The organism is Xanthomonas sp. NCPPB 901, assembly GCF_056725085.1.
The window spans coordinates 4,380,024-4,403,322 of the sequence record NZ_CM161511.1 but is presented as its reverse complement, the minus strand read 5'-3'; the positions used below and the strand labels follow the sequence as shown (position 1 = coordinate 4,403,322).

Annotated in this window: 23 protein-coding genes; 6 read left to right on the top strand and 17 right to left on the bottom strand. The window is 71.0% G+C overall.

What is annotated here, in order from left to right; translation table 11 throughout:
• Nucleotides 1-9: 9 nt before the first annotated feature.
• The 10 genes from AC1PME_RS18720 to AC1PME_RS18675 all read right to left on the bottom strand — a co-directional run bounded on the left by AC1PME_RS18720 (nt 10) and on the right by AC1PME_RS18675 (nt 9,977).
• Entirely contained in the window at nt 10-1,197 is a 1,188-nt protein-coding gene (locus tag AC1PME_RS18720) for a GGDEF domain-containing protein (protein ID WP_254459325.1), read from the bottom strand.
• Nucleotides 1,198-1,340: 143 nt separating this feature from the next.
• Nucleotides 1,341-2,453, bottom strand: coding sequence for a hypothetical protein (locus AC1PME_RS18715; protein WP_481096665.1), 1,113 nt, complete (start codon nt 2,451-2,453; stop codon nt 1,341-1,343).
• A complete protein-coding gene (locus AC1PME_RS18710) occupies nt 2,450-3,631 on the bottom strand; it encodes an ATP-grasp domain-containing protein (protein ID WP_481096664.1) in 1,182 nt (393 codons plus the stop codon). The genes AC1PME_RS18715 and AC1PME_RS18710 overlap by 4 nt, the downstream gene beginning before the upstream one ends.
• Nucleotides 3,624-4,472, bottom strand: a complete 849-nt coding sequence (locus AC1PME_RS18705; RefSeq protein WP_481096663.1) for an MBL fold metallo-hydrolase — start codon at nt 4,470-4,472, stop codon at nt 3,624-3,626. Before AC1PME_RS18705 ends, AC1PME_RS18710 begins: the two co-directional genes overlap by 8 nt.
• Nucleotides 4,469-5,446 (bottom strand): NAD-dependent epimerase/dehydratase family protein, encoded by a 978-nt coding sequence (locus AC1PME_RS18700; protein ID WP_481096662.1) that lies wholly within the window; start codon nt 5,444-5,446, stop codon nt 4,469-4,471. The genes AC1PME_RS18705 and AC1PME_RS18700 overlap by 4 nt, the downstream gene beginning before the upstream one ends.
• A 1-nt stretch (nt 5,447) precedes the next feature.
• Nucleotides 5,448-6,470 carry a 3-oxoacyl-[acyl-carrier-protein] synthase III C-terminal domain-containing protein gene (locus tag AC1PME_RS18695; RefSeq protein ID WP_307552697.1) on the bottom strand — a complete coding sequence of 341 codons (1,023 nt, stop codon included), beginning with the start codon at nt 6,468-6,470 and terminating at the stop codon, nt 5,448-5,450.
• Nucleotides 6,471-6,540: 70 nt separating this feature from the next.
• The gene (locus AC1PME_RS18690) at nt 6,541-7,242 is read right to left on the bottom strand and encodes a glycosyltransferase (RefSeq protein WP_307552694.1); all 702 of its coding nucleotides are present in this window, start codon (nt 7,240-7,242) and stop codon (nt 6,541-6,543) included.
• A gap of 64 nt (nt 7,243-7,306) precedes the next feature.
• Nucleotides 7,307-8,302: an aldo/keto reductase gene (locus tag AC1PME_RS18685; protein ID WP_481096661.1), complete on the bottom strand. Its 996-nt coding sequence runs from the start codon at nt 8,300-8,302 to the stop codon at nt 7,307-7,309.
• Between the two features lie 54 nt (nt 8,303-8,356).
• A complete protein-coding gene (locus tag AC1PME_RS18680) occupies nt 8,357-8,878 on the bottom strand; it encodes a carboxymuconolactone decarboxylase family protein (protein ID WP_481096660.1) in 522 nt (173 codons plus the stop codon).
• 31 nt (nt 8,879-8,909) lie between these two features.
• Nucleotides 8,910-9,977, bottom strand: a complete 1,068-nt coding sequence (locus tag AC1PME_RS18675; protein WP_254459316.1) for an aldo/keto reductase — start codon at nt 9,975-9,977, stop codon at nt 8,910-8,912.
• Between the two features lie 144 nt (nt 9,978-10,121).
• Here AC1PME_RS18675 and AC1PME_RS18670 point away from each other — a divergent pair, with 144 nt between their 5' ends.
• Nucleotides 10,122-11,042, top strand: coding sequence for a LysR family transcriptional regulator (locus AC1PME_RS18670; RefSeq protein ID WP_481096659.1), 921 nt, complete (start codon nt 10,122-10,124; stop codon nt 11,040-11,042).
• A gap of 47 nt (nt 11,043-11,089) precedes the next feature.
• On the opposite strand, the gene AC1PME_RS18665 is transcribed toward AC1PME_RS18670, so the two are convergent.
• From AC1PME_RS18665 to AC1PME_RS18650, 4 genes are all read right to left on the bottom strand, one after another.
• The gene (locus tag AC1PME_RS18665; RefSeq protein WP_307552685.1) at nt 11,090-11,932 is read right to left on the bottom strand and encodes a DJ-1/PfpI family protein; all 843 of its coding nucleotides are present in this window, start codon (nt 11,930-11,932) and stop codon (nt 11,090-11,092) included.
• 110 nt (nt 11,933-12,042) lie between these two features.
• A complete protein-coding gene (locus AC1PME_RS18660) occupies nt 12,043-12,591 on the bottom strand; it encodes a 5' nucleotidase, NT5C type (protein WP_481096658.1) in 549 nt (182 codons plus the stop codon).
• A gap of 485 nt (nt 12,592-13,076) precedes the next feature.
• Nucleotides 13,077-13,646, bottom strand: coding sequence for a flavodoxin family protein (locus AC1PME_RS18655; protein ID WP_481096657.1), 570 nt, complete (start codon nt 13,644-13,646; stop codon nt 13,077-13,079).
• A 107-nt stretch (nt 13,647-13,753) separates the two neighbouring features.
• Entirely contained in the window at nt 13,754-14,659 is a 906-nt protein-coding gene (locus tag AC1PME_RS18650) for a LysR family transcriptional regulator (protein ID WP_307552680.1), read from the bottom strand.
• A gap of 109 nt (nt 14,660-14,768) precedes the next feature.
• Here AC1PME_RS18650 and AC1PME_RS18645 point away from each other — a divergent pair, with 109 nt between their 5' ends.
• The 4 genes from AC1PME_RS18645 to AC1PME_RS18630 all read left to right on the top strand — a co-directional run bounded on the left by AC1PME_RS18645 (nt 14,769) and on the right by AC1PME_RS18630 (nt 18,986).
• A complete protein-coding gene (locus tag AC1PME_RS18645) occupies nt 14,769-15,170 on the top strand; it encodes a DoxX family protein (RefSeq protein WP_254459310.1) in 402 nt (133 codons plus the stop codon).
• Between the two features lie 34 nt (nt 15,171-15,204).
• On the top strand, nt 15,205-16,011 hold the full coding sequence (locus tag AC1PME_RS18640) for a DODA-type extradiol aromatic ring-opening family dioxygenase (protein ID WP_254459309.1): 807 nt from the start codon (nt 15,205-15,207) through the stop codon (nt 16,009-16,011).
• A 109-nt stretch (nt 16,012-16,120) separates the two neighbouring features.
• A complete protein-coding gene (locus tag AC1PME_RS18635) occupies nt 16,121-17,365 on the top strand; it encodes a putative DNA modification/repair radical SAM protein (protein WP_481096656.1) in 1,245 nt (414 codons plus the stop codon).
• A gap of 178 nt (nt 17,366-17,543) precedes the next feature.
• Nucleotides 17,544-18,986 carry a UdgX family uracil-DNA binding protein gene (locus AC1PME_RS18630; RefSeq protein ID WP_481096655.1) on the top strand — a complete coding sequence of 481 codons (1,443 nt, stop codon included), beginning with the start codon at nt 17,544-17,546 and terminating at the stop codon, nt 18,984-18,986.
• 120 nt (nt 18,987-19,106) lie between these two features.
• Here the strand turns inward: AC1PME_RS18630 and AC1PME_RS18625 are convergent, their stop codons facing one another.
• From AC1PME_RS18625 to AC1PME_RS18615, 3 genes are all read right to left on the bottom strand, one after another.
• On the bottom strand, nt 19,107-19,697 hold the full coding sequence (locus AC1PME_RS18625; RefSeq protein ID WP_481096654.1) for a fasciclin domain-containing protein: 591 nt from the start codon (nt 19,695-19,697) through the stop codon (nt 19,107-19,109).
• A gap of 248 nt (nt 19,698-19,945) precedes the next feature.
• A complete protein-coding gene (locus AC1PME_RS18620; RefSeq protein ID WP_481096653.1) occupies nt 19,946-20,563 on the bottom strand; it encodes a pentapeptide repeat-containing protein in 618 nt (205 codons plus the stop codon).
• Nucleotides 20,564-20,814: 251 nt separating this feature from the next.
• Nucleotides 20,815-21,483 (bottom strand): class I SAM-dependent methyltransferase, encoded by a 669-nt coding sequence (locus AC1PME_RS18615; protein WP_481096652.1) that lies wholly within the window; start codon nt 21,481-21,483, stop codon nt 20,815-20,817.
• A gap of 164 nt (nt 21,484-21,647) precedes the next feature.
• On the opposite strand from AC1PME_RS18615, the gene AC1PME_RS18610 reads away from it, so the two are divergent.
• Entirely contained in the window at nt 21,648-23,285 is a 1,638-nt protein-coding gene (locus AC1PME_RS18610) for a Na+/H+ antiporter (protein WP_254459304.1), read from the top strand.
• Nucleotides 23,286-23,299: the final 14 nt, after the last annotated feature.

The following is a 23,299-nucleotide window of genomic DNA, read 5'->3' as shown; positions in this document are numbered from 1 at the left end:
CGCGGGCGATCATGCGACGGTGGTGCCGGCGATCCGGTTGCGGCCGGCACGCTTGGCCGCGTACAGCGCCTGGTCGGCGGCCAGCACCAGGGTCTGCCAGGACGCCTGCGCGCCTGGCGACAGGCAGTAGCCGATGCTCACCGTGCATACCAGCGGCGCCTCCGCCGCGGCGTCGATCTGCTGTTGCGCGATGCGCCGGCGCAGGCGCTCGGCGAGGTCGCGCACGCCCGCTTCGTCGCCCTGCGGCACCAGCACCATGAACTCCTCGCCGCCGATGCGTGCCAACAGGTCGGGCAGGCGGACGTCCTGCGCCAGCGTCTGCGCGATGGCGACCAGCACCTGGTCGCCGATCGCATGGCCGAAGCGGTCGTTGATCGCCTTGAAATGGTCCACGTCGATCATCAGCACCGCGATCGACGCCTGCTTGCGCCCGGCATCGAGCATCGCCGCCTCGCCGCGCTCCCACATCACCCGGCGGTTGGTCACCCCGGTGAGCGGATCCTGCGACGCGTGCCGCGCCAGTTCCGCGTTCATTTCGCGGCTCAGCATCCACAGGATGCCGGGAGCGATGCTGGCGGTCAGCACGATGCGCGAGAGTAGGCCGAAGGTGGTGGTCGGGTCGTAGTTGAAACCGATGTCGGGATGGAAGGCCCACCAGGCGATCCGCAGCCCGATCATGCCAGCCCACAGGAAGTGGAGGACGGCGGTGAAGCGCGCCGCCGTGCGCATCACGCTGGCGGCATGGCGCCACAGCGCCACCGCCGTGGCCACGGTCAGCATGCCGCGCACCAGGCCGCCGAAGATCACCATGATCCGGTGATCGTGGCCGGCGTAGTGCAGGCTGTACAGTTCCAGCGCGCAGAGCAGCGCGACCGGCACCAACAGCGTCCATTGCAGCAGCGGGCGTTGCAGGTAGGCGTTCACCGCCACCAGCGTCAACGCGGTGGCCACGTCCAGGGTGACGTTGCCGGTGTGGTTGACCCAGGGCGCGGTGACGTTCCAGACCGGCGCCAGCAGGATGCCGAAGCCCAGGGCGAAGACGCCGTAGCTCAGCGCGAGCAGCAACAGGCTGCGCGCGTGCCGTTCCTTGCGGCCGGTGATGGACAGCGCCAGGAACATCGCCGAGGACAGCGCCGCGAGCAACGCATTGACGATCAGCAAGGTGCCGGCATGGGTCAGATGCGCAATCCATTCCACAGATGTCCCGGGCCGCAGCGGCGATAGGATGTTGCAGGTGCGGAAAAGTATAAGGCAGCGGCATTGCCCGCGACCTTGCGCGCACCTCAGGATTGGTGCTGGAAACGGTTACGGAGCGTGTCCCGGTGTGGCGCGGGCGCCATTCACAGCCGATGCCTGCGCATCAGCGGCACGCCGATGCGCCGGGTCAGTGCGCCGAGTGCGGCGATCGGCTGGCGCCGCCGCAACGGCAGGTGCCGCGCATCGACCGCACTGTATTCGATGACCGGCATGCCGCCGCGTTGGCGCTTGAAGCTGGCCGCGCCGGCGCTCTGGTTGAGGCGCTGTCCGTGCCGCCGCGCATGGTCGATGCCGCAGGCGGTGAGGGTGCGGTACAGCGCCAGCCGCTGCGGCAGGCGCAGGTCGTAGCCGACGATCGGCGCGGTGACGGTACCGCCGATGCCGAACAGGCCGGTGATGCACACCAGCTGCCCGGCGTCGTCGCGGAAGCCGTCCAAGCGCAGCAGCCCGGCGCGGTGCCAGGCGCGCAGGGCGTCGGCGCGATAGGCCGGATTGCAACGCGAGTACTTGTGCAGGTACAGCTGCGCGTACAGTGCGGCGATGCGCGGGTAGTCGGCCTCGCCGATGGCGTCGTTGCCGCAGCGCTGCAGGTCGCGCCGATCGACCAGCTTGAGGTCGCGGGCCAGGTCGCGGTGCCGCAGCAACCGCGGCCAGTCCTCGTACAGGTACACCTGGCGGCTGGCGATCAGGGTGAAGCCTTCGGCCTGCAGCGCCTGCAGCCACTGCGGCGTGTCCACCGCATTGAGCGAACGGAACCACAGCGCGTGGTCGGGCCAGCGCGCACGCGCGGCGTCCAGCAGCGTGCGCAGCCCGGTCGGCGGCAGCGGCGGGTACAGGTTGGTGGACAGCAGCCAGTTGTTGAGGGTGACCGCGCGGTCGATCCGCGCCCAGTCCAGCCACGCGCCGATACCGCCGCACAGGCCGCGCACCGGCGCGGCCAGCGCGCCCGGCAGCAGCCGCGTGGCCTCCTCGGCGGCGTAGTCGGCATAGGTGGTGCGCGGCGAGCACACCCAGGCATTGCCCGGGTGGCGCTCGGCCACCGTCACCGGCAGCGCCAGTGCGCCGGCCTGCAGCACTTCGATGCGCGCATGCGCGTTGTCGGCCAGCTGCTGCGCGTCGCCGCCGGCATGCAGCACGGCGAATCGCTGGAGTTGCGCGGCGAAGTCGGCGGCCGCGGCGTCGGCGTCGGCACTCATGGCGGCGGCAGCGCCTCGCCGTCCCATTCGGTATCGCGGGTGGCGGCCTCGCGCACGCTGCAGCGCCGCGCCAGCGCCAGCCGCGCATGGCTGCCCAGGTCGCGCAGCGCGCCGGCCAACGGCCAGCGGTCGCCGCGCGGCGCCAGCACGTCCTCGGCGCGCGCATAGTCCTGGCGCCACTGTCGCAGCCGGCCATGGCCCAGTGCCGCCGGCAGCGCCACGCCCAGCATCAGCACGCCCAGCATCGCCGCGCGGTCCGCGGCCGGGCGCAGCGGCGCCTGTGCCGCGCCCGCGTCGCCGCACAGCAACGGCACCAGCGGATCGGTCGCGGCGAACAGGTGCAGGCCGCTGGTCGCGCGCGGATTGCATTCGATCACGCTGCAGCGCCCTTGCGCGGACACCATCCAGTCGAAGGAGATCTGCCCGCTGAAGCGCAGCGACTGCACCAGCTGCGCGGTGAAGCGTTCGATCCGCGGGTCCGGCGCGGCGTCGAAGTAGTAGCTGGAACTGCGCCGCAGCCGGTAGCGCGGGCGGTACACCGCATGCGCCAGCAGCACGCCGTCGCGCGCCAGCGCGTACGAGCAGCGCTCTTCGCCGCGGCAGTAGCGCTGCGCGACCCAGTCGCCCTGGTCGGGCAGCGGCGGCGCGGCGGCGGGCACGCCGTGCGGGTACAGCCGCACATGCACGCCGAAGCGGGAGAACTCCGGCTTCAGTACAAGCGATCCGGCACCGGCCCAGGCCCGCGCCTGTTCCAGGCTGCGCACGCGCACGCTGGCGGGGACCTCGATCCCGCTGTCCAGCCCGCGCGCCAGTTCCATGAAGTGGTACTTGCTGTGCAAGCTGCGCAGCGTGTCGAAGTCGTGCAGCGGCAGCTGCAGCTGCGTGGGCAGTGCGCTGCGGTAGCGGGCCAGGTAGAACACCTCCTCGCAGGTCGGCACCAGCAGGTCGATCCGTTCGCGCAGCAGCAGCGCGTTCAGATCGGCCAGCCAGGCGCGCGCGGCATCGCGCGCCGGCGCGATGCGGTGATGCGCGGCGACCGCGCGCGACCAGCCGGAGATGCGGCTGGCGACGCTGTCGGCCAGGTGCACGCGCCAGCCCTGCGCGGCGAAGCGGCGCGCCAGGTCCAGCGCGACCGGCGCGCGCGCGCCGGTGATCAGCACGCCGGGCGCCTCAGCCATCGGCGTGCGCCTGCGGCGCCGGCCGCCATTGCCGGCAATGCGAGGGCACCAGGCGCAATCCTGGCTCGGCTTGGCGCAGCGCATGCAGCCGCGCCAGCGTGTCGCGGTACACACGATGCTCGCCGAGCAGGCGGGTGACCAGCGCCGGCGGCGGCGTGCCATCGGCCAGCGCGGCGCTGGACCAGGCCGCATCGGCGATCAGGAACACCGGGCCGTGCGCGTCCTCGAACCACAGGCCGTAGTGGCCGGGCGCATGTCCGGGCAGTGGCACCAGCAGCACGCTGCCGTCGCCGAACAGATCGCGCGGCGTGCCGAAGTCGTGCAGTGCGGTGGGGCGCGGCGCCGCCGGCAGCGACTCGATCCAGTGCATGCGCGGGCGCGCGCCGTGCAGCAGCGCCGGCAGGAAGCCTTCGCGCAGCGCGCCCAGCCGGCCGCGGCGCTGCAGGTCGTCCCAGGCCTGTTGCGCGCAGGCCAGGCGTGCGTGCGGAAACTCGGCGACGCCGCCGACATGGTCGCCATGGAAGTGCGACAGCACGATCCAGCCGATGCCGTCCGGCTCCACGCCGTCGCGCACCAGCTGTTCGCGCAGCGATTGTCCGGCTGCCAGCCGCACCGGGGTCAGCCAGCGGTACAGGCGCTCGGGAAAGCGCGCGGTCGCGTCGAAGAAGGGGCGGGCATAGCCGGTGTCGAACAGCAGCTCGCCGTGCTGCGGATGCTGCAGCAGTGCCGCCAGCGCCGGGAACGGGCAGGGCGCCAGCGGCGCGCCGCGGCGCGTGGCGCGTTCCGGATGCGTGCAGTGGCCGGCCTCGTACAGCCGCCAGCGCAGCCGCGGCGCGCTCATGGCCGCCCCAGCGCGGCCAGCCCGGCCTCGGTCGACAGCACCGGCGCATAGCCGAGCTCGCGGCGCGCGCGGCCGATATCCAGCGTCTGCGAATAACCGAGCACGCCGATGCCGTAGCGGCTGAGCCGCGGCTCCGGCTGGCCGCGCCGGCGCAGCGCGATCTGTTCGCCGAGCGTGGCCAGCGCCAGCGCCGGCCCGCGCGGCACCGGCAGCAGCCGCACACGCAGGCGCAGCGCCGCGAACAGCCCGGTCAGCAGGTCGCGCACCGCGATCGGCGTGCCGTTGCTGATGTTGTAGGCGCGGCCGTCGCCGATGTGCTCGGCGCGCAGCGCGGCCAGCGCCGCGGCCACCGCGTTCTCCACGCAGCACACGTCGATCATCGCGCGGCCGCCATGGACCAGCGGGAACCAGCCGCGCTGCGCCACCGCCAGCAACCGCGGCACGATCGCGTTGTCGCCATGGCCGAACACCGCGCGCGGGCGCAGCACCACCGCCGGCAGCCCGGCCGCCGCGGCCGCGCGCACCTTCTCCTCGGCTTCCCACTTGGTCTGCGGATAGCCGCCGATCCAGCGCGCCGGCGGGGTGAATTCCTCGCGCACCTGGTACTGGTCGGCGAAGCGGAAGTAGATGCTGGGCGAACTGAAGTGCACGAAGCGGCGCACGCGCGTGGCCAACGCGGCGGCGAGCAGGCGTTCGGTGGCGACCACGTTGGCCAGGTGGAAGGTTTCGGCGCTGGCCCACGGTACCGACAACGCGGCGCAGTGGATCACCGCGTCGCAGCCGTGCAGCAGCGGCGCCAGGTCGTCGCGGCAGAGGTCGGCGCGCAGCACCTCGATGCGCGGATCGCCGGCGAAGGCCGCCAGCTTGGCGGCGTCGCGGCCGCTGGCGCGCACCGGCACGCCGGCGTCGGCCAGGGCGCGCACGAGGTAGGCGCCGATGAAGCCGGACGCACCGGTGACGAGAATGCGCGCCATGTCAGTAGCGCAGCACCGCGCCGCCGAACGCCAGCCCGGCGCCGGAGCCGACCAGGCCGATCAGGTCGCCGCGGACGATGCGGCCGCTGTGGATCGCCTGGTGCAGCGCACTGGGAATCGACGCGGCCATCTGGTTGCCGTGGTCGCCGATGATCTCGACCAGCGCGTCCGGTGCCAGCCCCAGCGCGACGCGCAGGTGGCGCAGCGCCTTGGCGCTGGCCTGGTGGGGCACGATCCGCCGCACCTGCGCCAGCTCGACCCCGGCCTGCGCCAGCAGCCGCTGCAGGAAGCCGGGCAGCTTCGCCGCGGCGAGGCGGTAGGTGGCGCGGCCGTTCATTTCGAACTGCGAGCCGGCGCGCAGCGCCTCGACCCCGTGATCCAGGCGCAGGCGGGTGCCGCCGGCACGCACGCGGCAGTGGTCGATGCCTTCGGAATAGGTTTCCAGGCGCGCGCTCAGCAACTGCGAGCCGCTGTCGGCGTCGCCGGCGCCGAGCACCACGGCGGCGGCGCCGTCGCCGAACAGCGGTGCGGTGTCCGCATCGTCCGGGTTGAGGCCGACGCTGGCGATCTCGCTGGAGACGATCAGCACGCGCTGGTAACGGCCGGCGGCGATCGCGCAGGCGGCCAGGTCGAGCGCGGCGATGAAGCTCAGGCAGGTGGCGTTGACGTCGAAGGCCGGCACGCCGCTGCCCTGCAGCCCCAGCCGCGCGTGCAGCAGCGCCGCGCTGCACGGAATCGCCTGTTCCATCAGGCTGCAGGCGCTGATCACGCAGTCGACGTGCGATGCCTGCAGTTGCGCCGCGTCCAGCGCCGCGCGCGCGGCGCGTTCGCCCATCGCCGTGGCCGGTTCGTCGGCGCCGGCATAGTGCCGCGTGGCGACGCCGGTATGGCGCAGGGTCCAGCCGGCGGGCTTGCCCCAGCGCCGGTCGAACGTTTCCGCCGGCACCTGCTGCGCGGGCAGATACTCGCCCGTGCCGAGGATGCGCAGTGCGATGGGCCTGCTCCTGCTGGTGTGGACGCTCATCCGTAAAGCTCGCACAAGGGGGGCGCAGCGTACTGCCAGCGCATCGGCGCCGGCAACCGCGCCGGCGCGCTCAGCGCCCGCGGCGCTGCCCGTACCAGAAGCCCAGCCCGTCGCGCGAACGCAGCAGGCCGCGGCCGCGGCGCAGCAGGCGCAGCAACAACCCCAGGTGCTCGCGCTTGCTGAAGCTGCGCAGCTTGCGGTCGGAGGTGTGCACCGCCTCGCGCAGGATCACGAAGCGTCCCTGCCGCGCCAGCGCACGGCTCAGCGCCACGTCCTCGCCGGCGTAGTAGCGCTCGTCGAAACCGCCGGCGGCGACGAAGGCGCTGCGCGTGCAGAACAGGAAGCAGCCGGGGGCGATGCCGGTCCAGCGGAACAGCCAGCCGAACAATGCCTGGGCCAGGCGTTCGTACCAGGCGGGGTCGCCGAGCAGGCGCACCTGCGCGCCGCCGCCGACCGCGCCGGTGCCCAGCGCGCGCAGCGCCGCGGCCAGCAACGGTGTGTTGACCCGGGTGTCGGCATCGACGAACAGCAGGTGGCGGCCGCGGCTGGCGGCGGCGCCGGTATTGCGCACGGCGGCGATGTGCCGTAGCTCCACCTCCAGCACCTGCGCGCCGTGCCGGCGCGCGATCTCGGCGGTGGCATCGTGGCAGGCATCGGCCACCACCAGCGTCTCGCAGTCCAGCCGTAGCGCCTGCGCGGCGACGTGCAGCGAGGCCAGCGTGTCGCCGATCAGGGCGGCTTCGTCGTGCGCGGGGACGATGAAGGAGATCACCCGCGCATCATGCGGTGCCGGCGCGGCGCGGGCAATCGGCCCGCGCCGCGGCCGGGGGCGCGATTCAGCCCTGCAGGACGCCGCGCGAGGCGGCCGGATAGCGATGGCCGGCGGCGGCGTCGGCGGGGAAGATCGCCTCGATCTGCGCCAATTCCTCGGCGCTCAGCTTCACCTGCAGCGCGCCCAGGTTCTCTTCCAGGTAGGCCAGGCGCTTGGTGCCGGGGATCGGCACCAGGTCCTCGCCCTGCGCCAGCACCCAGGCCAGCGCCAGCTGGCCCGGGGTCACGCCCTTGGCCTGGGCCAGTGCGCGCACCCGCTCCACCAACTGCAGGTTGCGGGCGAAGTTCTCGCCTTGGAAGCGCGGCGAATGGCGCCGGTAGTCGTCGGCCTCGAAATCCTCCGGCGAGCGGATCGCCCCGGTCAGGAAGCCGCGGCCCAGCGGCGAGTACGGCACGAAGCCGATGCCCAGCTCGCGCACCGTCTCCAGCACGCCGTCGTGTTCCGGGTCGCGCGACCACAGCGAGTACTCGCTCTGCAGCGCGGTGATCGGATGCACCGCGTGGGCGCGGCGGATGGTGGCGGCGGCGGCTTCGGACAGGCCCAGGAAACGCACCTTGCCCTGTTCCACCAGCCGCGCCATCGCCCCGACCGTGTCCTCGATCGGCACGTTCGGATCCACCCGGTGCTGGTAGTACAGGTCGATATGGTCCACGCCGAGCCGGCGCAGGCTGGCCTCGCAGGCGGACTGCACGTAGTCCGGGCGGCCGTCGATGCCGCGCGCGGCCGGGTCGTTGGGGTCGAGCTTGATGCCGAACTTGGTCGCCAGCACGACCTGGTCGCGGCGCCCGGCCAGCGCCTTGCCGACCAGCACTTCGTTGGTATGCGGGCCGTACATGTCGGCGGTGTCGATGAGGCTGACGCCGTGCTCGATCGCGGCATGGATGACCGCGATCGACGCGGCGTCGTCGCTGCGGCCGCCGTAGAACGCGCTCATGCCCATGCAGCCGAGGCCGAGGGCGGAGACGCGGGGGCCGTTGCGGCCGAGGGTGCGGGTTTGCATGGAGGATGCTCCTGAGGGGGAGGGGAGGGAGAGCGTGGCCGGTGTCCGGTTCGCTCAGGGTGAGGGGGCGTCCAGCACCTCGCGGGCGATGGCCAGGGCGTTGAGCGCGGTCGGGAAGCCGACGTAGGCATGCAACTGATCCAGCACCGCGAAGATCTCGGCGCGGCTGGCGCCGGCGGCGCGCGCCGCACGCAGGTGCAGGCGCAGTTGCGGCTCGGCGTGGCCGAGGCTGGCCAGCACCGCGACGGTGACCAGTTCGCGGGTCTTCAGGTCCAGCGCGGTGCCGGGCCGGTAGATCTCGCCGAACGCGATGGCCGCGCCGCGGCCGGTGAGCGCGGTGTCCGGGGCGTCGGCCAACGCGCGGATCGCCTGCGCCTGCGCCGGCCCCATCAAGGCGTCGATCTGCGCGATGCCGGCGGCCTCGGCCTCGGCAAGCGTGGTCTGGCCGGGCAGGGCGGCGGGCGCGTCGGGCCGGGGCGGGGACGGCGGTTGCGCCGCGCTGGCGGCCTCGGCGCCGCCGACGGCCAGGCCGGCGGCCAGGGCCGCCTTCAGCACGGAACGATGGGGAGTGGACATGCGCTGCACCTCGCGATGAGAGACATGGGGGTCAACGGGGCTGGATCCGGGTGCCGCCGCTCAGCAGTGCCTGCGGATTGGGCGAGGCCAGGAAATCGTGCGGGAAGCCCAGTTCGATCGCGCTGACGGCATCCAGCCGCTGCAGGGCTTCGGCATCCAGGCGCAGTGTCAGCGCACCCAGATTGTCCTGCAACTGCGCCACGCTGCGCGCGCCGACGATCGGCATCGCCCCGCGCGCCAGCAGCCAGGCCAGCGCCACCTGCGCCGGCGAGCGCTGCAACTCGGCGGCCAGCGCCACCACCGTTTCGGCCACCGCCAGCGCGTGCTCGTTGAAGGTACGCTGCGAATGCGCGACCTCGGCACGGCCCACGCCGTCGACCTGCGCGCCGCCGGAGGCGGCCGCGCGCACCCGCGCCAGATCGGCGGCGCCGTACTTGCCGGTGAGCACGCCCATCGCCAGCGGCGACCAAGCCAGCACCGCCATGCCCAGCGCCTCGGCCATCGGCACCAGTTCGCGCTCGACCGTGCGCTGCGCCAGCGAGTATTCGATCTGCAGGGCGACGAACGGCGTCCAGCCGCGCAGGTCGGCCAGGGTCTGCATCCGCGCTACCTGCCAGGCGGGGGTGTCGGAGATGCCGGCGTAGAGGATCTTGCCGGCGCGGACCAGGTCGTCGAAACCGCGCATGACCTCGTCGATGCCGGTGGTGCCGTCCCAGGCGTGCAGGTACAGCAGGTCAAGGTAGTCGGTGCCCAGCCGCGCCAGGCTGGCGTCGACCGAACGCAGCAGCGCCTTGCGGTGGTTGCCGCCGCCGTTGGGGTCGCCGGGAAAGGGATTGAGCGCGAACTTGCTGGCGATCACCAGGCGGTCGCGGCGGCCGGCGACGAAGCGGCCGAGCAGGGTCTCGGCGCTGCCGTTGGTGTAGATGTTGGCGGTGTCGAGGAAGTTGCCGCCGGCATCGACGTACAGGTCGAACAGCCGGCGCGCCTCGTCGGCGTCCGCGCCCCAGCCCCAGTCGGCGCCGAAGGTCATGGTGCCCAGGCACAGCGGGCTGACGCGCAGGCCGGAACGGCCGAGCAGGCGGTAGTGATCGAGGGCCATCGCAGCGGTCTCCAGGTGGGGTGCGGGCACTGTAGGCGCCGCGTCGCCATGGATAAATCCGGGTAATCCGTATGTGCTTTGAAGGTGTGCTAAATAATGGCTGGCGCACCTGATGCGTCCGTCCTTCGCTGCTGCCCGCTCGCCATGCACCGTCCACCGCCGCTGTCCGCCGTCGTCGCCTTCGTCCGCGTCGCCCACCATGGCAGCTTCACCCGCGCCGCCGCCGAGCTGGGCGTCTCGCCCTCGGCGCTGTCGCAGACGCTGCGCGCGCTGGAGGCGCAGCTGGGCGCGCGCCTGCTCAACCGCACCACCCGCCGGGTCGGCCTGAGCGAGCATGGCGAGCGCTTCCTGCAGCGCGTGGCGCCGGGCCTGGCGCAGATCGATGCGGCGTTCGCCGACCTGGATTTCCTGCGCGACCGCCCGGCCGGCACGCTGCGCATCAACCTGCCGCTGGTGGCCGCCGAGCAACTGGTGTGTCCGCACCTGCCGGCGTTCCTGGCGCGCTATCCCGAGGTCAGCGTGGAGCTGTATTCGGACCGGACCCTGGCCGACATCGTCGCCGGCGGCTTCGACGCCGGCATCCGCCTGGGCGAGAGCCTGGCGCGCGACATGATCGCGGTGCCGGTGGGCCCGCCGCAGCGGCAGACGGTGGTGGCCGCACCGGCGTATTTCGCCGCACACGGGACGCCGCGCACGCCGGCCGAATTGGCCGACCACGACTGCATCCGCTGGCGGCGCACCGACGGCCGCCTGCAGGCTTGGGAATTCACCCGCGACGGCCACGATTTCCTGGTCGAAGTCACCGGGCGGCTGGTGGTCAACGACACCCTGGTCGGCCTGGACGCCGCGCGCCGCGGACTGGGCCTGGGCCAGGCGTTCGAATGGCAGGTCGCCGCCGACGTCGCCGCCGGCCACCTGCAGCGGGTGCTGGACGACTGGCACGCGCCGTTCGCCGGCTGGCACATCTACTACCCGGCGCGCGAGCACCTGCCGCCGAAGCTGCGGGTGTTCATCGATCACCTGCGCGCGGCGCATGCGGCTGGCGCCGCGCCGCCCGGCGCGTGACCGGCGCGGCCGCCTGGCGACCGCGCAGCGGTTCTGTCCGCCGCCCTTTAGTCCGGCAGCGCCGGCAGCGGCTGCAAGGTCTTGGCCGCGGCCACGAACGGCGCGAACATCGCCGCCATCGGCGTGGCGACCGCGGCCGGCGTGGTCGCCACGGTGCCGCCGGCGAACGGCGGTTGCGGGTTGTACTCGGCGGTCAGCATCGCGGCGGCGGCATAGGGCTGGCCGCGCAGGTGGGCGACCACGGACAGGCCGAAATCCAGCCCGGCCGAAACCCCGGCGCCGGTGATCAGCTTGCCGTCCTCGACCACCCGCGCATCCACCGGGGTCGCGCCGAAGCGCGCGAGCAGCGGGCGCACCGACCAGTGCGAGGTGGCGCGGCGCCCGCGCAGCAATCCGGCCGCGCCGAGGATCAGCGCGCCGGTGCACACGCTGGTGACGTAGTCGGCGTGCGGCGCGGTCTCGCGCAGGAACGCCAGGGTGCGCGGGTCGCGCGCCGCCGCGAGGGTGCCGTCGGTACCGCCGGGCACGAACACCAGGGTGAGCATGCGCGGGCAATCGGCGTAGGTGACGGTCGGCGCGATCGCCAGGCCCATGTCGCTGCGGACCGGCGTCAGGTCCTCGCCGTTGCTGACCAGATGCACCGTGGCGCCCATCATCCCGGCCAGGAAGTGATAGGGGCCGACCAGATCCAGCGCGGTGAAACCGGGATAGAGCAGCATCGCGATCTGCTCGTCGCCTTGCAGGCGCACCCCCGGCAGGCGCGCGAAGCGCTCGGCCCAGGCCGCGTCGGCCTGCGCGTCGCCGTGCGTGGGGTCGTGCGCCGCGGCGGCGCCGGGCAGCAGGCCGGCGGCAGTGCCGGCGAGCAGGCCGAGTACGGTACGTCTGTCCATGGCGATCTCCTTTGCCGCCGGGCGGCATGCGAAAACGGCGCGGGCCGCGGCGGGGCGGCCTGGCGCGTCGGCGATGGCGGCTGGCGTGCGCGAACGCGCGGCTGGCGTCTTCAGCGCTGCTGCGCCAGGCGTTGCAGCAGCGCGTCGGCCTCGTCCCAGCCGCGCAGCCGCGGGTAGCGCTGCTCGGCGGTGTTGTGGGGCGCGGAAAACAGCACGCCCTGGCCGCGGAAATGGGCGAAATGGCGGGCGTTGTCGTCGATCATGATATCCGCGGCGACGATGCGCTTGTCGCCGCAGAACACGATGTTCAGCGGATCCAGGAAATCGAAGTGGGTGCGCAGCCAGGTCCATTTGAACGGCATCGACGCCGGATATTCCATCGCCGCGGTGGTGACGAACACCTCGTGGCGGCGCGACAGCCGGCGCAGCGCGTCCTGGCTGCCGGGCATGCAGCGCAGCGTGCCGAAGAACTCGCCCAGTTGCAGATGCGCTTCCAGCGCCTCGGCGTGCTCGGCGGCGAGCAAGTGCCGCAGGCGTTTGCCGTGCAGTTGCGGCGCTTCCCAGACGTAGCCGAAGCGCTGCTGCAGCCACGCCAACTGTGCCGACAGCGCGTCGGCGATCACTTCGTCCATGTCCACTGCGATGCGCAGTCGCTGCATTGTCGGTCCTCCGTCGTGGCCACGCGCCGGCGCGCGTTGCGGGCGATGCCGGCGCCAGCGTAGCGCGGCGATGCCCAGGCGGATCTGAATGCCGCCGCGTGCCGGAGTCGCCGCGCAGCAGGCGTACGCTTGCGTGCACCGCTGCCTGGATGGCGTCGCGATGCGTGCAGTGTCTGCAGGCTTGTTCGTGTCCTCGGAGCGGCCTTGCCGCTGGCGGCCTTCCGGCCCTGGCTGGGCCAGGACGGGCTGCTTGAACGCGGCCCCATGCCCGAGATGCCGGAGTGCGTCGCCACCCCTGCCGCGTGATCGCCGGAGCGTGTCGATTCCCTTGAGCCGGGGGCGAACGGGCTGTGGCGCGTCAAGACAAGGGGCATGCGCCACGCGCGCGCTGGCAACGCTGCGCGCATGGCGCGTGCCTAGGAGTGTGGCTTGGCCGTCGAGCGCAGCGGCGCCATGCGTGGCCGACGCACGGCGCCGCCTGCGGTTTAGCCCTTGAGCTTGGCGGCGAACTCGGCCACGCGCTTGCCGAGCAGGCGCGCGGTTTCCAGGTCGCCGCTGCGCGGCGCCTCGTCCGGCGAGGCGTCGGACGGCGAGATCGCCAGTGCGCCGCCGGAGCCGGCGGTCCAGTTCACGTCGTTGGGGCCGTGCGCCTTGGTGTTGGACGGCAGCAGGCCGGTGCCGACCCAGATCTGGCCGTGCTGCTGGGCCAGGGTCCAGAAGTATTCGATGGTGGCGAACTTGTCGCCGTTGACCGAGGCCGAGTTGGTGAAGCCGGCGGCGATCTTGTCCTTCCAGGCCTGGGCGAACCACGGCTTGGAGCTGGCGTCGGCGAACTTCTTGAACTGCCAGGCGGGGCCGCCCATGTAGGTCGGGCTGCCGTAGATGATGGCGTCGGCCTGGCCGATCGCCTCCCAGGCGCCGTCGGGCAGGTTGCCGTCCTGGTCGATGCGGTACAGCGTGGCCTCGCCGACGCTGGCGGCGCCGGCGTGCACGGCCTCGGCCTGTTTGACGGTGTGGCCGTAGCCGCTGAAGTAGACGATCGCGATCTTGCTCATAAGCGGACTCCTGAGAGTGAGGGGAAAAGCGCGGGCATTGTGCGCATGCGCGGCCGCCGCGATCAGCGCCATCGGCAGGATGTTGTGTCCGGTCCGCGCGCCGGGGTTCAGTGCTCGGCCGGGGAGCGCATCGTGCGCTCGATCCCGACTTCGACCAGGTAATCGATGAAGCTGCGCACTTTCGGCGCCAGGTGGCTGCGGCTGGCGTAGACCGCGTACACGCCGATCGGGCCGAGTTCGTGGTCGGGCAGCACCCGCACCAGGCGGCCGTCCTCCAGCGCCGCCTCGGCCATGAAGTCCGGCTGCACGGTGATGCCCATGCCGGCGATGGCCGCCTCGCGCAGCACGTCGCCGCAGTTGGCGCGCAGGGTGCCGGCCACCCGCACCTGGGTCGCGCCGTCGGGGCCGTGCAGGGTCAGGTCGTCCTGCACGTAGCTGTAGCTGAGGAAGGCGTGGCCGGCCAGGTCGGCCGCCAACTGCGGCGTACCGGCGCGCGCCAGGTAGGCCGGCGCCGCGCACAGGAAGGCCTGCACTTCGCCGAGCTTGCGCGCGATCAAGGTCGGCGCCACCTGGCGGGTGATGCGGATCGCCAGGTCGTAGCCTTCCTCGACGATGTCCACCAAGCGGTCCGACAGGGTCAGGTCCAGGGCGACCTGCGGATAGCGCGCGCTGTAGCCGGCCAGGCGCGGCCCGAGCCGGGCGATGCTGAAACTGAACGGGGCGTTGATCCGCAGCGTCCCGGAAGGCGTCAACGCCTGCTCGCCGACCGCCGCTTCCATGTCGTCGAACTCGGCCAGCAGCAACTGGCAGCGCTGGTAGTAGGCGGCGCCGACGCTGCTCGGGCTGACCCGGCGGGTGGTGCGGTTGAGCAGGCGCGAACCCAGGCGCTGTTCCAGGAACGCCACCTGGCGGGTGACGCTGGCCGTGGACATGCCCAGCGCCTCGGCGGCGGCGTTGAAGCCGTTGCGGTCGACCACGGCGACGAACACCCGCATCGCATCAAGCGTATCCATTGTTGCGGATCCCGAAATGAATTCTCGAAATAACGATAATTTATTCGTGGCGGCGACGGGAATAGCCTGTACAGCATTCCCCATCCCACGGCCCGTCATGAGGTCTCCCATGTCCGCTCCCGTCTCCCGCCTGGCGCCCTACGGTGCCACCCTGCTGCGCCTGGCCATGGGCGCGCTGTTCCTGGTGCATGCACTGACCAAGCTGCTGGTGTTCACCCCGGCCGGCACCGCCGCCTACTTCGTGTCGCTCGGATTGCCGGGCGCGCTGGGCTATGTGGCGATGGCGTTGGAGTTCACCATCGCCGCGGCATTGCTGCTCGGCGTGTACGCGCGTTGGGTCGGACTGCTCGGCATCCCGCTGCTGCTCGGCACCATCGTCAGCGTGCACGGCGCCAACGGCTTCGGCTTCGCCAATCCCGGCGGCGGCTGGGAGTACCCGGCGTTCTGGGCGCTGGCGCTGGCGGTGCTGTTCCTGATCGGCGACGGCCGCTTCGTGTTGCGCACGCGCTGAGCGCGGTGTTGCCTGTCCTTTCTGGAGACCTGACATGTCCCGTCTGCCTTCCCTGTACATCTCGCACGGTTCGCCGATGACCGCGCTGCAGCCCGGCCTGGTCGGCATCCGTCTGGCGCAGTTGGCGGCGACGCTGCCGCGGCCGCGCGCCATCGTGCTGGCCTCGGCGCACTGGCTGGGCCGGCGGCCGCTGGTCGGCGCCGCGGCGCAGCCGCCGACCATCCACGACTTCGGCGGCTTCCCGCAGGCGCTGTATGCGATGCAATACCCGGCACCGGGCGCGCCGGCACTGGCGCACGAAGTTGCCGACCTGCTGGCGCAGGCCGGGCTGGCGCCGGTGCTGGACGAGCGCCGCGGCCTGGACCACGGCGCGTGGGTACCGCTGTCGCTGCTGTATCCGCAGGCCGACATCCCGGTGGTGCCGCTGTCGATCCAGCCGGAGCTGGGGCCGGAGCACCACCTGGCGCTGGGCCGGGCGCTGGCGCCGCTGCGCGAGGACGGGGTGCTGGTGATCGGCTCGGGCAGCATCACCCACAACCTGCACGACTTCGGCCGCTACGCCGAGGGCAAGGAGGGGCCCTATGTGCGTCCGTTCATCGAATGGATCGAGCAGGCGTTGTACCGCGACGACGTGCCGGCGATGCTCGACTACCGTCGGCAGGCGCCGTTCGCCGCGCGCGCGCATCCCACCGACGAGCACTGGCTGCCGATCTACGTGGCGATGGGCGCGGCCGGGGCCGGCGGGCTCGGCGCGCAGCGCATCGACGCGGGCATCGACGCCGGGATGCTGGCGATGGACATCTATCGCTTCGACGGCGCCACGGCGCCGGTCCCGGCCTGAGCGCCGCGGCGGCGTTTCGGGGTGCTCCGACCTGAGCGATTCATGGCGGTGAAGGCCGCACCGCATCCGCGTCTCACCGTTTGAGACGCGGGCCCGGCATCGTCGGCCGGTGAATACCCTCGAAAAACTCGCCGTGCTCGCCGACGCGGCCAAGTACGACGCGTCCTGCGCCTCCAGCGGCGCCGACAAGCGCCATTCGCTGCGCAGCGGCGGCATCGGCAGCACCGAGGGCATGGGCATCTGCCATTCGTACACGCCCGACGGGCGTTGCGTGTCGCTGCTGAAGATCCTGCTGACCAACTTCTGCGTGTTCGACTGCGCCTACTGCGTCAACCGCGTGTCCAGCAACGTGCGCCGCGCGCGCTTCACGCCGGCGGAAGTGGTCAAGCTGACCCTGGATTTCTACAAGCGCAACTACATCGAAGGGCTGTTCCTCTCCAGCGGCATCATCCGCAACAGCGACTACACCATGGAGCAGCTGGTGGAGGTGGCGCGGCAGCTGCGCGAGGAGCACCGCTTCGCCGGCTACATCCATCTCAAGACCATTCCCGATGCGGCGCCGGAACTGCTCGCCGCCGCCGGCCGTTACGCCGACCGGCTCAGCATCAACGTGGAGTTGCCGACCGAGCGCGGCCTGGCGCAACTGGCGCCGGAGAAGAACGTCGGCGGCATCCGTGCGGCGATGGGCGAGTTGCGCTGGCGCATCGAGGAAAGCAAGGAAGCGCGCAAGGCCGAGACGCGGGTGCGGGCCAAGCCGCCGCGCTTCGCCCCGGCCGGGCAGAGCACGCAGATGATCGTCGGTGCCGACGGCGCCGACGACCGCGCGATCCTGCACACCAGCCACAATCTCTACGGCAACTATCGGTTGCGCCGGGTCTACTACTCCGCGTTCAGTCCGATTCCCGACGCCTCCAGCAAGCTGCCGCTGCTGGCGCCGCCGCTGCAGCGCGAGCACCGCCTGTACCAGGCCGACTGGCTGTTGCGGTTCTACGATTTCTCGGTGGAGGAGATCGCCCCGCCCGCGGCCAGCGGCATGCTCGATCTGGACGTGGATCCGAAGCTGGCCTGGGCGCTGCGCAACCCGGAGCGGTTCCCGGTGGATCTCAATACCGCTGCGCGCGAACTGTTGCTGCGGGTACCGGGGCTGGGCACGCGCAACGTCGAGCGGTTGCTGCTGGCGCGGCGGCATGCGCGGCTGCGGGTCGGGGACCTGGCGCGGCTGCGGGTGCCGCTGAAGAAGCTGCTGCCGTTCGTCAGCGTGCTCGACCACCATCCGCGGCAGCGGCTGGACGATCCGCAGCGGCTGCGCGCGCAATTGGCGCCGGCGCCGCGGCAGGGTGGCCTGTTTGATTGACGCGATGCGGTGGTGTGGGTTTGGGCGGTGCAATGGTTGCTGCAACTGCAACTGCAACTGCAACTGCAACAGCAGCAACAGCGGCATCTGCGGACAGCGCGGTGGTTGCGTCGCTGTGGTGGCGGGCGTGCTGTGGCGGTTTGCGGTCGCTGCGGTGAGCCGATGAGGAGGGCGGGCCGTGTTTCAGGCTGAGGTGGTGCCGCCATGGAGCCTGGAGGCCTGGCGGGCGGTGGCGCGGGCGGCGTGGTGCGCGCAGGTGGCGCCGGAGACGCTGGCCTGGGATGGCGATGCGCAGGGCGGTCTGCTGGTCGGCACCGACGTCGCGACGCTGCCCGCGCAGGTGCCACCGCCGCGGGTGTCGGCGGCGTTCCTGGCGCTGGCCGGCGCGGTGCTGTGCCATCGCGATCCGCAGCGGCATGCGCTGCTGTACCGCCTGCTGTGGCGCATCGCCGGCGGCGAGCGCGCGCTGCTGCAGCGGGTCACCGATGTCGATGTGCACCGCGCGCAGCAATGGGCGCAGGCGGTGCGCCGCGACAGCCACAAGATGAAGGCATTCGTGCGCTTCCGCGAAGTGCCGGGCGAGCAGGAGGCGTACATCGCCTGGTTCGAGCCGGAGCACCACATCGTCGATCGCGTGGCACCGTTCTTCGCACGCCGTTTCGCCGGCATGCGCTGGGCGATCCTCACCCCGTACCGCAGCGTGCGCTGGGATGGCGAGACGCTGCAGTTCGGCGCCGGCGCGCAGCGCGCCGATGCGCCGGCCGACGATGCGCAGGACACGCTGTGGCGCACCTACTACGCCAACATCTTCAATCCGGCGCGGCTCAACCCGACGATGATGCGCCAGGAGATGCCGCAGAAATACTGGAAGCACCTGCCGGAGGCGCAACTGCTGCCCACGCTGATCCGCGACGCCGGGCAGCGCGTGCGCGAGATGGCCGAGCGCGCGCCGGCGCCGGTGCGTCGGCGCATTCCCGCGCCGGCACCGGCGCCGGCGGTGGCCGCCGACGACAGCCTCGAGGCGCTGCGCGCGGCGGCGCGCGACTGCCGCCGCTGTCCGCTGTGGCAGCCGGCCACCCAGACCGTGTTCGGCGAAGGCCCGCAGGACGCCGCGGTGATGGTGGTCGGCGAGCAGCCCGGCGACGAGGAGGACCTGAGCGGGCGTCCCTTCGTCGGCCCGGCCGGGCGCCTGTTCGACCGCGCGCTGAAGGAGCTGGGGGTCGAACGTGCCGGCATGTACGTCACCAATGCGGTCAAGCATTTCCGCTTCGAGCAACGCGGCAAGGCGCGGCTGCATCGCAATCCGGAGCGCGCGCACGTGGAGGCGTGTCGGATGTGGCTGGCCGGCGAACTGGCGCGGGTGCGCCCGCGCATCGTGCTGTGCCTGGGCGCGACCGCGGCGCGCGCGGTGTTGGGGAATGGCTTTGCGCTGATGGCCCAGCGTGGGCAGTGGCAGGCGCTGGACGACGGCACCCGCGCGCTGGCCACCGTGCATCCGTCGTGGGTGCTGCGCCAGCGTGGCGGCGAGGCGGGCCAGGCCGCCTATCAAGGCTTCGTGCGCGATTTGCGCGTGCTGGCAGCGCAGGTGCAGATGCCGCGCGGAGGCAGTGTCGACGACTGAACGCCGGTGCGCGTGGCTCGGTCCTCGGCGGCGGAACTCTGCCGCGGTGGCCGCATGGACGCGCAAAACAGGGACGGCCGTAGCCGTCCCCGCGATGCCAATGCACCCCCCGAAGTGTGCTTACGGCATCAAAACCTTGTCCACCACATGGATCACGCCATTGCGCTGCATCACGTCGGCAGTGGTGACGTGCGCGGTATTGCCCTTGCTGTCGGTGAGGGTGACCTTGCCGCCGCGGGTCTTGGCGATCAGCGCTTCGCCCTGCACGGTGGTCAGCTTGGCGCTGCCGCCGCCGGCCTTGATCTGCGCCAGCAGCGTCGCCGCATCGAGCTTGCCGGGGACCACGTGGTAAGTGAGCACCTGGGTCAGCTTTTCCTTGTTCTCCGGCTTGAGCAGCGTGTCCACCGTGCCTGCCGGCAAGGCGGCGAACGCGGCATTGGTCGGCGCGAACACGGTGAACGGGCCGGCGCCCTTCAGCGTGTCCACCAGGCCGGCAGCCTTGACCGCGGCGACCAGGGTGGTGTGATCCTTGGAGTTGACCGCGTTGTCGATGATGTCCTTGGTGGCGTACATCGGCGCGCCGCCGACCATCGGATTCGGCTTGGCCTCGCTCATCGCTGCGTGGTCGTGCATCGCGGCTTGGCTGGGGGCGGCCATGGCAGGCAGGGAGACGAGGCCGGCGAGGGCCAGGGCCAGCAATTGGAGTTTCATGGGCTTGCTCCTTGAAAGGGATGCGCGATCAGTCGACCGTGCACACGCTTTTACGGGCCCAGCGCCGGCGCGGTTGCATCACGCCAGCCAGATAATGATGAATAGGGGCGGGCATCGTCGCTCGCCTCAAGGGCGGTTCAGGCGAACGCCCTGTCGCACGGTGGTGCAGCTGCAAGGCCGGGCAGCGCTGTGGCGAACGGGCTACCAGAGTGCAGGCAGCGCGTCATCGTCGGCCTGCATCGATGAGATCACTGACACTGAGAAGGGATGTCCATCTGCTCGAACTGGCTTGCCAGTGGTAAAACGCCAGCCTCGAACTTGGCACCACGAAAGTCGCATTTCTTGAATTTCGCATCAGCAAAAATGCAGTTGATGAATGTTGATGCTCTGAATTCGACTCTGTCGAAGATAGCGCCGGTAAAATCGCAGTCTATGAATTTCACCCGGCGACCACCGTACTCCATTCCGTAAGATCCACCGGTAAACCGTGCTTTGACAAAATGGGTTTTCTCGCAAGTCGCATCATTCATGTTTATCGCGAGTTTGCTTCTTGAAAAGCTGCAGTTCTTTATTTCAGATCTGCAGAGAAGGGCTCTGTTCAAGCTGGAAATTTCAAAAATGACATTCTCGAAAAAACTATCGTTCGCGCTTCCCGATATTTTCGAGTAGGACAGGTCGGTGTTGCTGATTCTCGATTCGAAGAGATTTGCGGTTTTCAGTTGCTCCAGAATGGCAAATGGACCGATTATGATGCCGGAGAGGTCAGCGTCGCGAATGATCGGGCGTCCAGCCGCGATTGAATCAATGCTGTCGATGATGCTCGCCAAATAGTCATGGTTACGCCATTTATCGGTTGTATTTTTCATGGGCGGACGCCTTGGCGATGAAGTGGCGCAATGATATCTGCCATGCCGTGATGTTTAAGCATAGCTGCAGCATCAGACGCGCCGCGACGTCCCCACCCTGAGTGGCTGTCGGGTTCAGGGTCCGGGATGGATGACCGGTGTGTCGAACATGCTTGCCTTGTTGGTTGGCCGCGATCATCCCGTCGATGGCGTTCTCGGAACGCCGCTGCTTCCCGCTGCCGGCACGCGTTGAAGGGGCAAGGCGCGCCGGCTCAGCGTCGCTGCAGCACGTAGCTGTTCTCGAAGCCGTGGGCGCAGCCGAGCACGTAAAAGTCGCCGAAGTAGCCGGCGGCGCGCAGCAGGTCCACCGCCGGGCCGACCTCCGGCGAGTATTCCCAGTCGCCGTAATCGTCGAACACCACGAATCCGCCGGAGACGACGCTCGGCCCGTACAGCAGGAAATCCAGCAACACGTTGCGTCCGGTGTGGCCGCCGTCGATGTGCAACAGTGCCACCTTCGGCTCCATGGCGTAGAAGTGCTCGGCGCAGAACTCGGAATAGCCGCGGATGAAGCGCGCATTCGGCAGCAACTGCTGCCGGTAGTGGTCGAATTCCTCGAACTGGTTCGGCAACGCGAACGGATCCATGCCGATCACCCGGCGCTGGCGGCCAGACACCTCGTTCATCAGCACCAGCGACTTGCCCTTCCAGACCCCGATCTCTACCAGGTCGCCGGACACGCCCTCCAGCAGCAGGCACAGGTAGCCCAGCAGTCGCACGTGATCGTGGAAGGACAGCTCGCGCCGCTCCATCGCGTGCTCGGCCGGCAGGCCGGCCTGGGCCTGGGCGAAGTGGTCGCCGATCAGCTCCCAGATCCGCTGGACGCTGCCTTCCGCCGCGTGTGCGTCGATGAAACGGTTGAGTTCCTGGATGGTGAGCATGCGGTCTCCGGCGAAAAGGCGCCGGTGTCCGCCACCGGCTGTGTCGCCGGATAGTCGCCTGGGCGCCGCCGCGCCACTGGACATCGCCGCCGCGGTGCGCTTTGCTTGCAGGCTCCCCCATTCATGGGCGGCGCCGCCGGCGGGGCGCCGCCGTCCGGACGAGCATGCATTCGATCGAAGTGGTCTTGGCGATGTTGCTGGCGGTCGTGGCCAGCGGCTACCTGGTGCGCGTACTGCCGTTCTCGCTGCCGTTGCCGCTGGTGCAGATCGGCCTGGGCGCGATCATCGCCGGCGTGTTCAAGAAGGGCTACGCGCTGGAGCCGGAGCTGTTCTTCCTGCTGTTCCTGCCGCCGCTGCTGTTCCTGGACGGCTGGCGCATCCCCAAGCAGGGCCTGTTCCGCGACAAGGGCGTGATCCTGGAGCTGGCGCTGGGCCTGGTGGTGTTCACGGTGCTCGGCGCCGGCTTCCTGATCCACTGGATGATCCCGACCATGCCGCTGGCGGTGGCGTTCGCGCTGGCCGCGGTGGTGTCGCCGACCGATCCGATCGCGGTGTCCTCGATCGCGGCGCGCGCGCCGATCCCCAAGCGGCTGATGCACATCCTGGAAGGCGAGTCGCTGCTCAACGACGCGTCCGGCCTGGTCTGCTTCCAGTTCGCGGTGGCCGCGGCGATCACCGGCACGTTCTCGCTGGCCGACGCCTCGCTGACCTTCCTGTGGGTGGCGCTGGTCGGCGTGGCCGCCGGCATCGCGGTGGTGGTCGGCACCAGCCTGGCCCAGCGCTGGGTGTGGCGCCAGGTCGGCGAAGAGCCGGGCGCGGCGATCCTGGTCAACCTGCTGCTGCCGTTCGCCGCCTACCTGCTGGCCGAGGCGATCAACGCCTCGGGCATCCTCGCCGCGGTCGCCGCCGGCATCGCCATGAGCTACGTGGAGCTGAGCGGCCGCGCCCCGGGCAGCATGCGCGTGCAGCGCTCGGCGGTGTGGGACATGGTGCAGTTCACCCTCAACGGCATCATGTTCGTGCTGCTCGGCGAGCAGTTGCCGGGCATCGTGCAGGGCGCCATGCACAACATGGACGAAGCCGGGCACCTGGATCCGTGGTGGCTGCCCGCCTACGCGCTGGCGATCTACGTCGGCCTGCTGCTGCTGCGCTTCCTGTGGGTGTGGCTGTCGCTGCGCTGGACCCTGCTCAAGGCGCGCCGCCGCGGCGAGAACCGGCAGAGCCCGCCGTGGCGGATCGTGGTGGCGACCTCGCTGGCCGGCGTGCGCGGCGCCATCACCCTGGCCGGCGTGCTGACCCTGCCGCTGGTCCTGCCCAGCGGCGCCGCGTTCCCGGCGCGCGACCTGGCGATCTTCCTGGCCAGCGCGGTGATCGTCACCTCGCTGCTGGTCGCCAGCATCGCGCTGCCGCGGCTGCTGCGCGGGCTGGAACTGCCGGAGGAGCCGAGCGACCGCCTGGAGGAGGACCTGGCGCGGCGCGAGTCCTCGCGCGCGGCGCTGGCGGCGGTGGAGAAGCTGCGCCAGCGGCTGGTGCAGGACAGCGAGCACGCCGACCTGTACAACGAGGCGGCCAACCGGGTCAGCGCGCTGTATCAGCGCCATCTCGACCAAGGCGAGGCGATGGAGAGCGACCCGGAGGAAGCGCGGCGCCTGGACGCGGTGCTGCGCCAACTGCGCCACGCCGGCCTGCAGGCCGAACGCCAGGAGCTGTTCAAGCTGACCCGCCAGCGCAAGATTTCCGACGAGATCGCACGGCGCCTGATCCGCAATCTGGATTTGCTGGAGGCGCGGCGCAAGAGTTGAGGGCTGGGAATGGG

Excerpts from the sequence above, each read along its gene's own strand:
- AC1PME_RS18645 (WP_254459310.1), top strand. The coding sequence starts at position 14,769 with ATGTCCGCTCCCGTCTCCCGCCTGGCGCCCTACGGTGCCACCCTGCTG.
- AC1PME_RS18705 (WP_481096663.1), bottom strand. The coding sequence starts at position 4,472 with ATGAGCGCGCCGCGGCTGCGCTGGCGGCTGTACGAGGCCGGCCACTGC.
- AC1PME_RS18710 (WP_481096664.1), bottom strand. The coding sequence starts at position 3,631 with ATGGCTGAGGCGCCCGGCGTGCTGATCACCGGCGCGCGCGCGCCGGTC.
- AC1PME_RS18700 (WP_481096662.1), bottom strand. The coding sequence starts at position 5,446 with ATGGCGCGCATTCTCGTCACCGGTGCGTCCGGCTTCATCGGCGCCTAC.
- AC1PME_RS18660 (WP_481096658.1), bottom strand. The coding sequence starts at position 12,591 with ATGCAGCGACTGCGCATCGCAGTGGACATGGACGAAGTGATCGCCGAC.
- AC1PME_RS18675 (WP_254459316.1), bottom strand. The coding sequence starts at position 9,977 with ATGGCCCTCGATCACTACCGCCTGCTCGGCCGTTCCGGCCTGCGCGTC.
- AC1PME_RS18640 (WP_254459309.1), top strand. The coding sequence starts at position 15,205 with ATGTCCCGTCTGCCTTCCCTGTACATCTCGCACGGTTCGCCGATGACC.
- AC1PME_RS18665 (WP_307552685.1), bottom strand. The coding sequence starts at position 11,932 with ATGGACAGACGTACCGTACTCGGCCTGCTCGCCGGCACTGCCGCCGGC.
- AC1PME_RS18655 (WP_481096657.1), bottom strand. The coding sequence starts at position 13,646 with ATGAGCAAGATCGCGATCGTCTACTTCAGCGGCTACGGCCACACCGTC.
- AC1PME_RS18650 (WP_307552680.1), bottom strand. The coding sequence starts at position 14,659 with ATGGATACGCTTGATGCGATGCGGGTGTTCGTCGCCGTGGTCGACCGC.
- AC1PME_RS18695 (WP_307552697.1), bottom strand. The coding sequence starts at position 6,470 with ATGAGCGTCCACACCAGCAGGAGCAGGCCCATCGCACTGCGCATCCTC.
- AC1PME_RS18625 (WP_481096654.1), bottom strand. The coding sequence starts at position 19,697 with ATGAAACTCCAATTGCTGGCCCTGGCCCTCGCCGGCCTCGTCTCCCTG.
- AC1PME_RS18715 (WP_481096665.1), bottom strand. The coding sequence starts at position 2,453 with ATGAGTGCCGACGCCGACGCCGCGGCCGCCGACTTCGCCGCGCAACTC.
- AC1PME_RS18620 (WP_481096653.1), bottom strand. The coding sequence starts at position 20,563 with ATGAAAAATACAACCGATAAATGGCGTAACCATGACTATTTGGCGAGC.
- AC1PME_RS18610 (WP_254459304.1), top strand. The coding sequence starts at position 21,648 with ATGCATTCGATCGAAGTGGTCTTGGCGATGTTGCTGGCGGTCGTGGCC.
- AC1PME_RS18680 (WP_481096660.1), bottom strand. The coding sequence starts at position 8,878 with ATGTCCACTCCCCATCGTTCCGTGCTGAAGGCGGCCCTGGCCGCCGGC.
- AC1PME_RS18670 (WP_481096659.1), top strand. The coding sequence starts at position 10,122 with ATGCACCGTCCACCGCCGCTGTCCGCCGTCGTCGCCTTCGTCCGCGTC.
- AC1PME_RS18685 (WP_481096661.1), bottom strand. The coding sequence starts at position 8,302 with ATGCAAACCCGCACCCTCGGCCGCAACGGCCCCCGCGTCTCCGCCCTC.
- AC1PME_RS18615 (WP_481096652.1), bottom strand. The coding sequence starts at position 21,483 with ATGCTCACCATCCAGGAACTCAACCGTTTCATCGACGCACACGCGGCG.